Origin of the sequence: Psychrilyobacter piezotolerans, from assembly GCF_003391055.1 — a bacterium.
Lineage (GTDB): Bacteria > Fusobacteriota > Fusobacteriia > Fusobacteriales > Fusobacteriaceae > Psychrilyobacter > Psychrilyobacter piezotolerans.
Genome location: NZ_QUAJ01000006.1, coordinates 15,614 through 29,574, shown reverse-complemented (window position 1 = coordinate 29,574; position 13,961 = coordinate 15,614). Strand labels below are relative to the sequence as shown.

Here is a 13,961-nt window from a genome sequence, read left to right as displayed (position 1 = left end):
CCGTATTAAAGATGGAATCTTTAGAACCTTACTTTCTGTCGCAGATTTATACAGATTAAAAAAAATTATTTTAACCTTTCCCCTTGAAGTTTATAGTCGTTATACTTCTGCTGTAGTATTTCTACAATGACGATCGTGACTTACTCCATACCAACTCTTTTATACTTCCACTCTATTTCCACCATTTTCTTTTGCCCTATAAAGCATCTTATCTGCATTTTTTATAAGTATTTCAATATTTTCTCCAACTATTGGAATCTGAGAGGCTGCTCCTAAGCTGATTGTAACTCTTTTATCATGCTTTGATTTGACATGTTCTATATTTAAATTTTGAATATTTTTTATTATAGTTTCAGAAACTACCTTGGCTCCCTCTAAATTAGTATTATAGAGAAGGATTATAAACTCCTCTCCCCCATAACGGGCAACGATATCCAGAGGTCTTTTACATGAATTTTTTAATACCCTGGCAATTTTTTTCAGACATTCATCTCCACCCTGGTGACCATAATGGTCATTATAAAGTTTAAATATGTCAAGATCCCCCATTATGACAGAAACCTCCTTTTTACATCTGATGGCTTCCTTCCAGTTTTTAATGGATAGCTCATCAAATCCACGTCTATTATAGATTTCTGTAAGACCGTCTATAGTAGAAAGAGTTTTTAGTTTCTCCATTGCCTTTTTTAAATTTGTAATATCCTGCACTACTCCTATTATACCGGCTATTTCCCCATCCAGATTTCTGAATACCGATTTATGAAACATTACATCCCTTTGGCAGCCAAGGATTTTATTTATAAGCTTGCTTTCATACAGCTGGGATTTCCCCGTTTTTATAAGTTCTTCATCGGCCTTATGGTATCCATCTGCTCTATCTTTAGGGTACAGATCATATACAGTTTTCCCCTGCAACTCCTCTTTTTTTATCCCCAGATATCCGGCATAGGTTTCGTTGCATCCTAAATACCTTTGTTCTTTATCCTTAAAATAAACAGGTTCAGGAATCGTATCTAATAAAGTCTCAAGAAAAGAAATCTCTTCCTTCAGGATATTTTTCCGCTCCAGTACTGTCTTCCCCATCTCTAAAAATTTATCTGCCAGTTTTTCGATTTCTAATATTTTATAATTATTCTTTTCCGGTAACTCTTCATTGGATACCCTGTCAGCTATTTCTTTTAATTTTTTTATATCACTCAATATTTTTTTTATTATGAAATAAACCATGGAAATCATTATCAGGGTAAATAACCCCAGGATCAAAATTATATATTTATAAAAATCCCAAATAAAAATAAATTTTCTGCCCTCTTCTTCTATGAAAACAATACTCCAGCCGGTTTTTTTTATCTCCAAAAAATTTTCTACTGTATCGCCAGAGGTTTCCTCCTTTATCAAATCAATTTCAGCATGATTCCTATTTTTCTTCCTGAAGATGTATTTATATCTCAGGGAATTTTGTCTTTCGGTGCTTATATCTCCGGCATTGTAAAAGATGGCATTCCCGTCGTTATCCAAAATAAATATTTTACTTCTGCTATTCTCAGTGATCTCATTAAAAATCTTGTTAAAACACTGGAGATCTATATGAGTGACTAAAATATTTTCACCAAATCTTTTTGCCGCCATAATTTGTTTTTTTCCATCTCTAGAGTAAAAAGCAAACCCTGACCATGCGGCCCCTTCTTCATTCAGTGCACTTTCTATAAATTTAAAATTAGACATATCAGTTCCCACATCTTCTGCCTTGGAAGAATATTGGATGATACCGTCCAAGTTCAATATACCCAATTTTTCTAACCCTTTAAAATTTTCTATCCAGGTCTTTAAATAGTCATTTTTTTCATGATCTTCCAGATCTTCCCTGGAAAAAACTCTATGGGTCTGATCTAAAACATCTTCGTAATCTTGAAAAAAATGATCTATCATTATTTTTACCATTGTGTTTCTTCTATGGATGGTCTTTTTTATACTGGCCACCGATATGGATAATACCAGCCAGTTCACTAAAAACATGGGAAGAAGAACCATTAAAATAAGTCTATGTAATAAAAGCTGCCTTATACTTGTAATTTTCAAAAGAACCTCCCATCAATTTTTATTTTAAAAGTATCACTCAAAACTCATTGTTTTATAGATCAATCTTTTTAAATTTTTTATTTTTTATCTGAAATATAGAAATTTCCTTTTCCCGGTCACCATATCTGTCGAATTTTCCAGGCTTTAGGAAAAATTTATTTGATCCAGGCGATAAAATTTCTTTTTTTAGCTCCTCACTGCTCATATTTTTATCCCTCTTGAGAGCAGCCGAAAGAATATTCAGACCCTCATAACCATAAAGAGAGGCAGCGTTAATATTTTTATTAAAATTTTCCTGATATTTTTTCTTAAACCTCTGAAATGCTTCACCTGAAAAATTTTCATCGTAATCATTTATAAAGTATGTCCCCTCTATATATTTCCCCCCATAAACTATAAAATCTTTATGAAATCCCCAGTCGGAAGAAAGGATAGGTATATCGATATCCAGCTGCCTTATATTTTTAACCGTTTCTGCAGCATCCATGGGGCTTTCAATTAACAATACTCCGTCTATTTTATCTTTTATCCCGGGGAAATAAGACTCCACTGGATCATTCATCGTTTTAATATAGACGTTATTTGCATCGCTATCATCTGTTAAAAAGTTTTCCAGGTATACATTTTTAAATGAAGATGCAAGAGTATTATTTTCCCCGCTGTAAATTATGAGAACCTTTTTCATATTGAAGTGCTCTTTTGATATTTTTGCTGCAAATGCTGCAATGTTTCCTTCTGAAGAGATCAGTCTTATAAAATAATCATCTATTCCTGAAAGTTCAGTACTTGAAGCTGTAGGGCTTATTGTCAGCATCTTTCTTTCAGTTCCTATTTTATTTATGACCAATGCCATCTTAGATGTTAGTGGACCTATTATAGCCGCAACTTTTTTATCTATGAGTTCGTGTGCAGCTTTTTTTGCAGTCTCTTCATCATGCTTATCATCCCTTATTATCAGATTGATCTTTGGCTGGTAAAATTTCTGTTTTTTGTTAAAATCTTCTGCAGCCATCACTACACCATTTAATATATCGGTTCCCTGATCTGAGTATTTTCCCGACAAGGTGCTGATAACCCCTATATCTATACTTTTTTTATTCCTAAGTACAGCCCCTGAAATTACTACTATTATTAAACTTATTGCTATCAAAACCCAATACATCTTTTTCATCAAAATCCTCCATACTGCATTATTTTTTTAACCTAAAAAATCCTCTATAGTTATAAACGATTACATAATGTACCACTTAAATAAAAGATCTCCTTCATAGAAAAATATATTGGAGTTTTACTTTTGCAGCAGGTTTAGCTGATTTTTAATAAAGGATTATTAAGAAATAGAAGGTAAAATCCTATATAAGAAACATAACCTAGAGTTTAAGGGAGGTGAGTCAAGATGAAGAAATTGCTTTATATCCTTCTTCCTGTGATCTTAATTATCCTGGGATATTTTTTATACACTACTGAATTTTGGGAGCCAAAAGGATACTATACAGAGACCAATGAACCCAGTGTTGAACAACTTAGAGATAAACTTGAAACAGCTAAGGAAGATCTCCGAGAGAAGGGGAAATATAACTGCTGTATTCAAAACGACTGTTCTTGGTGTGCAATTTATTTGGGATACTGTATCTGTGCTGATCTTATTGTTACAGAGGGAAGGGAACAATCATGCCCAGAGTGTGCTGCTGCATGGAATAGAAAATTGGGGAAAACCCCAGGGGTAGATCCAGATGCAATAGAGGTTATTACCTTCGGGGTATACGGCTTTGAAAATGAAGGTGAACCTTACCCCAATATAGAGGAAGATCATTCCGATGAAGACGTTTCACCCCCTGAAGAGAAGAAAAAACTTGTTCCATGAAAAAATCCAGGAAAATAGGAAAAAAGATATAATTTTTTAATTTAACTTCCAAAAAGAGGTGAATTTATATGTTTATGTTTAAAAGTATTCATTGGCTGACAAACCCTTTCACTCTTATGTTTATAACAATTTATACAGGCCTGATTTTAGGAAGAATTTTAAAAATCGGAACTTCAGGTACATTATTTTCTGGGCTGGGAATAGGGTGGTGGATAGTTAAAATAGCCCATAATATGGTAGATACTCAGGGACCAAATACTTCTATATTTGAATCCCTGCTAAAGGTCAGCGTTATAGATAAAAAGTTTTTTACTTTATTTTTAATTCTTTTTGTAGCTACTATTGGGCTTTTGGTGGCGGATAATATTGCCGTTATAGTTAAAAAATACGGAACCAAGTTTATTGCTTTAGGGTTTCTAATTGTATTCATAGGAGCCGGAACAACTTATGTTCTTACAACTGTGATCAAAAAAATAAATCCATATGAAGTTTCAGGGGTTTACACAGGAGCTCTAACCAGTTCCCCCGGATTAGCTGCAGCAATTGAAGCATCCAGGGAGCACGCTAAAGAATGGGCTGAAAAGTATCCTTCTCTTAGTCAACAAAATAAAAAAAGAATTCTTAATATACTGGACCCTAAGGGGACATTGACACCTATAAACACTTCTTCATTATCTCCAGATCAAGTGAATGCTTTTATTCTTGATGCTGAATCTAAAGTTGGAATTGGATATGCTGTGGGGTATCCATTTGGAGTTCTTATGGTGATATTAGCCATGAAATTATTTCCAAAAATATTTAGATTGAATTTAGAAAAAGAATACAAAGAATTTAGAAAAGAAATGGATGAAATAAAAAATACAATAAAAATTAAATATATTGAGCCTGTAAGATTTGATACTCTGGCATTTTTTTTTACATGTATTACAGGATATACACTTGGAATGATAAAAATTAATTTAGGTCCCTTAGGATATTTTAGTTTAGGTTCTACAGGGGCAATTCTAGTTACTTCTACTTTTTTAGGATATATAGGAAAAATAGGATTTATGACTTTTAGAATGGATAAAAAAATTATCGGGGTAATAAGCGAAATATCCCTTACATTTTTTCTTTCTGTAGTTGGATTAAGATATGGTTTTGCCACTATTAATTCCCTTATGGGAGATGGTATTTACCTGTGTTTATTCTCCATCCTTATAAGTCTATTCTCTATGTTTATAGGTTTTGTGGTAGGTAAGTATGTTTTTAAAATCAACTGGATTATGCTTTCGGGAGCTATATGTGGAGGGATGACCTCTACTCCTGGACTGGGTGCGGCTGTAGATACAATAGGTTCCGATGATCCGGCTGCAGGGTATGCCGCTACCTATCCATTTGCTCTATTTGGAATGGTATTATTTACAATAATTTTACATAAACTAATTTAAACTTGCTGCAAAAGGAAGTGCTAAAAATTAAAACTCATATCCTAAGTGCATATAACTCAAATTGAACTAAAAAAGAGGATCCTTATACAGACAAAGGTTAGCATGAATGGTTTATTATTTTTTTTACTCTGACCTGATCATCGTCAGTAACATTTTTAAACATTAGGAGATAAATTATGAATATAAAAGGACAGTTTAATACAGCTAAGGTTTTTATTGAAGACCTCGAAGACGATTGTATCCAGCAGATTAAAAAAATCTGCGATTTGAAAATCTTTTCTAAAAATAAGATAAGGGTTATGCCCGATGTTCATTCCGGTAAGGGATCGGTTATCGGGTTAACAATGGCCTGCTCTCCTTCGCCTGATTTCGTGATTCCAAATATTATAGGTGTAGACATAGGCTGCGGAGTCACGGTTTTAGAACTTGAAGATATTGAGATAGACTTTAGTTCCCTGGACAACTTCATAAGGAGGGAGATCCCCCACGGCCACGATGTTAATAAAAGCTGGAAGGAGGAGAATTTTTCCCGTCAGTTCATAAAAAAAATTCAGCTCCTTTCGGATAAAACCAATACCGATTTTGACAGACATATGTCTTCCGTCGGATCCCTGGGATCTGGAAACCACTTTATAGAGGTATCCAAAGACCGCAGGGGGCAAAAATATCTTCTGGTCCACTCAGGATCGAGACATCTGGGACATCAGACGGCACAGTACCATCAAAGGGTTGCAGAAAGACACTGCAGCGAGGAGGTTCCCCGAGACTTAAAATATCTGGAAGGAAAAAATGTTTCTGAATACCTGGAGGATATGAAGATATGTCAATCCTTTGCCACTCTCAACAGACTTTTTATGGTCTTGAGGATTGCCCGTCACCTTGATCTTGACACCTCCTATATATCGTATATAAAAAAAGGGATCTCCCTGGCTCTGGATGGAAGACCACTATATCTTCTGGGTAAGGAGGTTCCCCTCTGGGAATCTGTCCACAACTACTTTAACTTTGAAGACTATGTCCTGCGAAAGGGGGCGGTATCTGCCCACAGGAAAGAAAAACTTATCATCCCCCTTAATATGAGGGATGGATCTATAGTAGCAAGGGGAAAGGGAAGTCCCGACTGGAATTTTTCAGCACCCCATGGGGCAGGGAGAGTTCTCTCCAGAAGAAAGGCCAAAGATCTTCTGAATATGGATGAATTCAAAGAGAGCATGAAAGAAATCTACACCACTTCGGTATCCCGCGGTACTCTGGATGAAGCTCCCAAGGCATACAAGTCCAAGGATGAAATTATACCTCTTCTGGACCCATGTGTAGAAATCATCGATGAAATAATTCCCCTCTATAATTTTAAGGCATAGAAAATAATAGAAAGTAAGAGCGGGCTTCTCCTGGGAAGCCCGCTCTTACTTTTAAATACTGATCATTGAGTATACTACACCGATAAAACCAATTAATGTAAATAGACTCACTAATTTAACCGCCATCTTACCCTGATTTTCTACGGCATTACCAAACATACCAAATACAAGGGGATGTACCAGGAATGGCATTGCAAAAATAAATGCTATCAATCCGGCTGCACTTTCTCCAAACATACCTCCCTGGACTGCTGCAAATAACCCAAAGTGAGATAAGGCAGAAGACACCGCTATGGAAACCTGTTCCAAGGGCATGCCCGCCATATTTAACAGGGTAAAACTTGAAAATACAGCTATAATCTGCCATCCGAATGAAAACTGCATGAGACCCTTTATCTCCTCAGCATCATCTTCATTGGAATTTCTTAATGTCTTTATAGAAAGAGCTGTTAATATTATTCCTGCAATAACAAGAGGTATAACCCACCCGACAATTATACTGCCTCTTTTTGCACTGGCTGCTAAGATAGAAAAGACAAAGATATGTCCGAAAAATGGTACGTTAATCATTATTGGAGCTCTTGTTGCTGCCTTTTCTCCAAGGTCTCCACTGGTACATGCACCAGTCAGCCCTGAGTGTGACAGTGCTCCTGCCATTCCAGGGGCTATATTATTCACATGATTTACCTTCCCTAAAAATATCAGTATTGCCATTCCTGCAAACATCCAGAATAACTGTCCTGAAAATCCGTAGATCATGACATTTTTAACTCCCGATATTTTAAATGCTTCTCCCATTCTAGAACCACCGACTAAAAAAGTACCAGCCAGTACAATTGGAACTCCTGCAAATAAAAGGGAATTAATTGTAGGTCCGAATTTCCAGTTAGATAATAACATCCCCAATGCAGCAGATATAATCATTGCGAAGAAAATCTGAGGAAGAGCAATGATAGGCTGGATTAATTGGGATATCCTAAGGGATAAAATTAAAATTCCTAAAATTGCAATTATTTCAATGAATCCGCTTCTAATATAACTTTGTTTATGTGATATTTTAGCCTTGTTATCGATAAAAATTATTGACAGTACAATACTTAAATATGCTAATAGAAGATATGAATTTTCAAAAACGTTCTTTCCGGAAGATCCGACAAGTAAAATTTTAATTGTTTCTATCCCTATTAAAATGAAGAAAGCCCTGATTAAGAAAAATAATTGTGTACTGTTTGTTCCTAATATAACTTCCTCTTTAGAAGGAATCATAATTTCCTCGGCACTGAGCTTTTCTTTAAAGAATATCTTTTTTATCTCCTGTCCGCCTACAAAAAATGATGCAATCAATGCTATAATGGTGGTTTTACTGGCCAATACTATCATTGGAAATTCACTGAGCCCCGGTGTTGCCACCTGACTTTTTACCATTACAAATCCCATAACCAATCCAAATACAACAATAATAAGTATAGACGAATACTTAGTTCCTGCTACAACGGTTCTTGAAACCAAAATCATTGTAATTAAAATTATCATTGTTAAAAAAAAATGATTTAATGCTGAGATGTGCGAAATTTGACTTACTAAATAATCCACTTTTGTTCCCCCTAGTTTTTTGTTTTATGCTTAAAAATCTTTTTTCATTTGATTTTCAAGATCCATTATAAAACAAAACATAACTAAAGTCAACCATAATGTTCTATTTGTATGTACTTATATACAGAAAGTGTGTTGAAACGGTTTTAATATTGATTTTATATATTGTACCTATGAACAAAAATGATATACCTCTGGCAGACCTTTTTCATCGTTATTAGAAATACCTTTTTAAACTTAATATTGAATTAAAAGTTAACTAAACGTGAATAAAGGCGTGGATTTTGTTCTATTTATATGTGCATATATGCGGGAAATGTATTAAAATAATTTTTTCATTTGTTTAATATATAAAAATTATATTTTAAAATAATATATATTTTATAAATGTTACCTATTATTGTTATTAAATATAACATCCCGGCAGTGATCTACTCAGGGTACTACTAAAATTTCTGTCACGAATTACACGAAGGATATGCTTTACTGCTACAACACAGAAGTTTTTTTATTTTTAAATTAAGACCTTCAATCTGAAGTTTATAGTTGTTGAGAAAAAATATAAAAAGACACTCCTAAGAGTGCCTGAATATAATAAAATTTTTATGTGATTTTTCCTTTAAAAATAATAGACTAGAAGATCATTGCCCCAATTACACCAAATATTACAAGGGGTATATTAAAATGCAAGAAAGTCGGAACGCATGTATCCCAAATATGGTCGTGCTGATTATCTGCATTGAGACCTGCAGTAGGACCTAATGTACTGTCGGAGGCAGGGGATCCTGCATCACCAAGTGCTGCTGCTGTACCTATAAGTATTGCAGTTGCAAGGGGACTAAACCCTAATTTTAAGCAAAGGGGTACATAGATAACTGCGATAATAGGAATTGTTCCAAAGGAAGTTCCTATCCCCATGGTGATGATCAGCCCCAGGATAATCATTATAAGGGAGGCAAAAAATTTACTTTCACCGACAATTCCTGCTGTCACATCAACCAAAGCCTGGACTCCTCCGGTTTCTCTGATTACCGCTCCATAACCTGAGGCAACCAGCATTACAAAGGCAATGAACCCCATCATATGTATCCCGTTGTTGGTTATATCATTGAGGCTGTTCCATTTTATGGCCCTGAAGATTACCATTATTCCCAGACCTACAATTGCACCCAGAGGCAGAGAGCCTATAGTTAACTGGATAACCAGGGCTGTTCCTGCCCCTAGTAAGGCAGCAAAATGTGATCTTGTAAATTTAATCTCTTCATCGTCAATAAGGTCCATTTCAGAAAATTCTGTGATTTCATATTCCCGGGGTTTTCGATAACTGATAAATATTGCAACCAAAACACCAACTACCATTCCTAGAGCCGGGAAAGCCATTCCTTCCCAGATTATTGATTTAGAAATTTCCATTCCATTTGCTGTCATTTGATCAGCAATAATTCCATGAAATATCAGTCCAAATCCCACAGGCAGTGCAATATAAGGTGCTTTAAGACCAAAGGTAAGAGCACAAGCTGCTCCCCTCCTGTCAATTTTCAATATATTCATAATTTTTAATAATGAAGGTATAAGAATTGGTATAAAAGCAATATGAACCGGTATAAGGTTCTGCGATAAGCAACTGATGAATGCAATAATAATTAGCAGTACAGCCCTTTTCCCCTTTATTGTCTTGGCGATTTTTTTAGATAATAATGTAGCCAGGCCGGTTTCGTGAATTGCTGTAGCCAAAGCTCCAAGCAATATATAACTAAGTGCCGTTTCAGCATTTCCTCCCATCCCTCCTACTAAGATACTCATAACTTCATTTAGAGGTATACCCGATAGAAGCCCTCCAAATAATGCAGCTATAATTAGAGATAAGATGACATTCAAGTTTAGAAGACATAAAACACTCATCAAGATAACTGATAATAAAACTGGGTTTGTTAACATAAAATTTGTTCCTCCTTTTTCTTTGCTTTTATATGGTGATATAAAAGTAATGTAGAAATAATATAGCAGTACCATATATCTGCTACATGAAATGATATACTATTACCTAAAAAAATACAACTTTAAAGCAAATTTTTGAAGGTTACTGCTAGATCATAGGAGCTTTTTCTTTTAAATCCTTTGAACGCGGATCTCTTTGAGATACACAGAAAACCCTTTAATCTACGCAGATTAAGAAAACCTGTAAGCTTTTTCTGTCACGAATTTAAAATCTAACTCTTCCTTCCTATGGAGATTTCATGAGTATCAAAATCAATTCTAACTTTAGAAAGAATTTTAAATATGAATCTCAGATCAGAGAAACCTAAGTAATAATAATTAGAACTTTTGAATCGAAGTTTATAGTCGTTAGGCTTCAGCGGTACTGTTTCTACAATGACGATTGTGACTTACTCCACTAAGACGAATAAAAAAAGTAGCCTAGGCTACTTTTTTTTTACTATCACATTGAGCCAAAATTCATCTCCCCTGTCCGGTCTCACATCTGCTGTTTTCCAAAATTTTTCAACACTAAAAATATCCAGAGAATCCAAAAGTTTTGAGAAGGTATCTTCCGTATAGTTGGAAAAATGTCTTCCTCCCCTTTGAACTTCCCCTTCTCCATATTTAAAGCTCATATACATAATCCCCCCGTCTTTGAGGGCTTTATGAGATTTTTCTAAAACTTTTGCCATCTCATCTTTTTTTATATGAAGGATGGAAGCGCAAGCCCAGATCCCGTCAAATTTTTGCTTAAAATCCATCTGACGCATATCCAGTTTAATGACTTCTTTATTTAAATAATCTCCTGCCATCTTTACCATCTCATCTGAATAATCAGCCGAGATCACTTCATAACCGTAGTTGGAAAAGTAGTGGGAATCCCTCCCGCTCCCGCATCCCAGATCTAAAATTGTATCTCCTTTTTTCAGGTAGCTGTTGAATATCTTATAGGTCTCCCCCATATCCGCATCTACAGTATTTTCAAAAAAATCTACTGCATTTTCATTATAAAATTTTACCGACATTACTCCTCCCCGTATTTTCGCTTGAAATAACTTGTTTTCCTGTATTCCAACCTGTCTTTTATTTTTTTAATAATTTCTTTGTTATCTTTCAACATCTCATAAAGTTTTTTGTTGAGATAAAAGACCCTTTTATCCCCGTCATAAGTAAAAAACTGACTGCTGCTCTTGGATAAAAATTTAATCGGATTCTCAACTGCTAATTTCTCGAAATCCTTGATATTCCATGTATCCCAATTTTTATGTTTTTTATTGTTTAAATCTTTCCCGTGTAGTTTGTTGGAATAAAATTCTGAAAAATTCTCCCCAATAGTCGTTGAGGAAACTTCTCCTATCGGTTGTTCTCCTTCAATAAAACTAAGGAGTGTCGGGATCTTGTAAGATTTGGTCATGGCAGTTTTTTCCAAAAAGCTAAGAAAATCTTTTCCAATATTAATTTTCCACATCTTTAATTCATTTGGATCAGCTCTCTCTATATCCACTAAAAAATTCAGCCATGATTTAAAAGTTTTGATATAGATATCCACAGGATATTTTCCGCGTGCCTCTACATCCATCATTGAAGGTATTTTATTCAGCTCACTTTCCATCCTGAAAAATTCATGGATCAATTTTTCTTTCAGGGGTTCTTTCTTAACCCTTTCCTGCTCCAGGTAATCGATTAATTTCAGATCAAAGTTTGCCTGACACCCCTGGGGAAGATCCATATCGATAGCAGAACCTGTTTTCTGTTTGGGATCTTTAGGGTTATAGTTCCCTGTTAAAAACAGAGGTTTCCAGTGGCTTCCCTTGTAATTTCCCACAAAATCCAAAACTCTCAATTTATCCTTTCCCTCACTGGTTCGAAGTCCGCGGCCCAGCTGCTGGATGAATATAGTATAGGAGGTTGTAGGTCTTAAAAACATCACAGTCTCAATATCCGGAATGTCCACCCCTTCATTGAATACGTCTACCACAAAAATTAATTTTAAATCTCCCTTTCTAAAATCCTTAATTATCTGAGTTCTATCATTCTTGGAAGTTTCTCCCAAGATACTTGCACACCTTACCTTATTTTTTTTAAAATACTCTTCCATATGTTTGGCGTGTTTTACACTTGCACAAAACCCGATGGTTTTATTTTTTCCATAGGTTTTATATTTTTTTAAAATCTCTTCACTTCTATCTTCGATCATCAGCTTATTTTCCAATGCTTCCAGATCATACTTCCCGCTTCTCCAGGGGATGGAGCTGTAGTCAACATCGTCGTAGATTCCGTAATATTCAAAGGGAACCAGCCATCCGTTGTTTATCCCCGTTCTAAAATTACATTCATAGGCGATATTGTAGTCACAGATCTCATATATATCCCCGTTGTCTGACCGATCCGGGGTAGCTGTCAGACCAAGCAAAAATTCAGGTTCAAAATAATCTATCAGCCTTCTGTATGTTGGGGCATCGGCATGATGGAATTCATCTACTATAATATAGTCAAAATGATCCTTAGGAAAATATTCCTCATTTAAATATCTTTTCTTACCCAGTGTCTGGATAGTTGCAAAAAGAATATCCCCATCCATTGATTTTTTATCCCCTGTAAAAAATGCAGCGGTCTTACCTTTATGCACACTTAAAAATGAAAGTCTGGCCTGTTCCAAAATTTCAATGTTATGAGCTACAAACAATATTTTTTTATAGTTCAGTGAATCAAAGGCTCCTAAGTAGGTTTTTCCAAGTCCGGTGGCAACAGTGACCATAGCTTTTGTATGCCCTTCCTCCCTGGTTTTTGAAAGTTCATAGAGGGCAGGTATCTGAAACTTTATTGGTTCTAAGTCCAATTTTGGAGGAACTACGTCAATTATATCTTTATTTTTTCTATATGTCTGCTCATATTTTCTGAGCCATTCCAGGGTCAATAACACACTATTTTTCTCGTATAATTCTTCAAATTCATTCAAAAATTCATAATATTCTTTTTCATGAGAACTTTTTTTAAAGGCATAGTTCCACTCTACTCCGCTCATCAATGCAGAATACGAGATGTTGGAAGATCCGACTAAGACTTCACCCTCGCCGTTTTCGTATTCAAAAATATAGGTTTTAGGGTGAAAAGAAATACTGGAGTTATTAAAAATTTTTATATTTTTATCTTTTTCAAAAACTTCGTAGAGTCTGTATAGAGCATTGGGCTCGGTTATATTTAAATAATTGCTGGTAATTATTTTAATTTCTTTCCCTTCTGAGCCGGCTTCTTTTATGGTTTTTATCAGGAGTTTCATTCCGCTGTCCCTGATAAATGAAACTATAAAATATATTTTTTTGGCTTTTTTTATACAGTGCTGTAATTTAGGTAAGATCGGTTGTTTATGTCCTGTAAATACTGCTCGATTTTCCATTATTCACCTCTATTAATTCAGATATTTTATAATATTGTTTTCAGTAAAATTATAGCATATTTTATATACGAACAATCAGAGTTTTTAACAGGCATTTAAAAGCATAGAAAAAGAGCTCCTAAATCAATTTTAGGAGCTCTTTTTAATTCCTGCTATACCATCCCTCCAACGAGATCCTAAAACCTCCTTAGGCTGAATTAAGAGCAATGTAATGGAGCGTCATTATGGTAGCTAGCATATGAAAGATTATCTTATGA

The 13,961-nt window shown here is 35.0% G+C and carries 9 protein-coding genes; 3 read left to right on the top strand and 6 right to left on the bottom strand.

What is annotated here, in order from left to right:
• Window positions 1-159: 159 nt before the first annotated feature.
• Together DYH56_RS04640 and DYH56_RS04635 are read right to left on the bottom strand one after the other, a co-directional pair.
• Window positions 160-2,079 carry a sensor domain-containing diguanylate cyclase gene (locus tag DYH56_RS04640; RefSeq protein ID WP_114641697.1) on the bottom strand — a complete coding sequence of 640 codons (1,920 nt, stop codon included), beginning with the start codon at window positions 2,077-2,079 and terminating at the stop codon, window positions 160-162.
• 52 nt (window positions 2,080-2,131) lie between these two features.
• Entirely contained in the window at window positions 2,132-3,250 is a 1,119-nt protein-coding gene (locus DYH56_RS04635) for an ABC transporter substrate-binding protein (RefSeq protein WP_114641696.1), read from the bottom strand.
• 225 nt (window positions 3,251-3,475) lie between these two features.
• Between DYH56_RS04635 and DYH56_RS04630 the strand changes: the two genes are divergently transcribed.
• The 3 genes from DYH56_RS04630 (at window position 3,476) to DYH56_RS04620 (ending at window position 6,734) form a co-directional block, all read left to right on the top strand.
• Window positions 3,476-3,943 carry a hypothetical protein gene (locus DYH56_RS04630; protein ID WP_114641695.1) on the top strand — a complete coding sequence of 156 codons (468 nt, stop codon included), beginning with the start codon at window positions 3,476-3,478 and terminating at the stop codon, window positions 3,941-3,943.
• Between the two features lie 68 nt (window positions 3,944-4,011).
• Window positions 4,012-5,373, top strand: a complete 1,362-nt coding sequence (locus DYH56_RS04625) for an aspartate-alanine antiporter-like transporter (RefSeq protein ID WP_233499998.1) — start codon at window positions 4,012-4,014, stop codon at window positions 5,371-5,373.
• Window positions 5,374-5,549: 176 nt separating this feature from the next.
• On the top strand, window positions 5,550-6,734 hold the full coding sequence (locus DYH56_RS04620) for an RtcB family protein (protein WP_114641694.1): 1,185 nt from the start codon (window positions 5,550-5,552) through the stop codon (window positions 6,732-6,734).
• Between the two features lie 51 nt (window positions 6,735-6,785).
• Here the strand turns inward: DYH56_RS04620 and DYH56_RS04615 are convergent, their stop codons facing one another.
• From DYH56_RS04615 to DYH56_RS04600, 4 genes are all read right to left on the bottom strand, one after another.
• Window positions 6,786-8,327 (bottom strand): hypothetical protein, encoded by a 1,542-nt coding sequence (locus DYH56_RS04615; RefSeq protein WP_199532974.1) that lies wholly within the window; start codon window positions 8,325-8,327, stop codon window positions 6,786-6,788.
• 633 nt (window positions 8,328-8,960) lie between these two features.
• The gene (locus tag DYH56_RS04610) at window positions 8,961-10,265 is read right to left on the bottom strand and encodes a Na+/H+ antiporter family protein (RefSeq protein ID WP_114641693.1); all 1,305 of its coding nucleotides are present in this window, start codon (window positions 10,263-10,265) and stop codon (window positions 8,961-8,963) included.
• Between the two features lie 485 nt (window positions 10,266-10,750).
• On the bottom strand, window positions 10,751-11,332 hold the full coding sequence (locus DYH56_RS04605) for a class I SAM-dependent methyltransferase (protein WP_114641692.1): 582 nt from the start codon (window positions 11,330-11,332) through the stop codon (window positions 10,751-10,753).
• Window positions 11,332-13,704: a DEAD/DEAH box helicase family protein gene (locus DYH56_RS04600; RefSeq protein ID WP_114641691.1), complete on the bottom strand. Its 2,373-nt coding sequence runs from the start codon at window positions 13,702-13,704 to the stop codon at window positions 11,332-11,334. The genes DYH56_RS04605 and DYH56_RS04600 overlap by 1 nt, the downstream gene beginning before the upstream one ends.
• Between the last annotated feature and the right edge of the window lie 257 nt (window positions 13,705-13,961).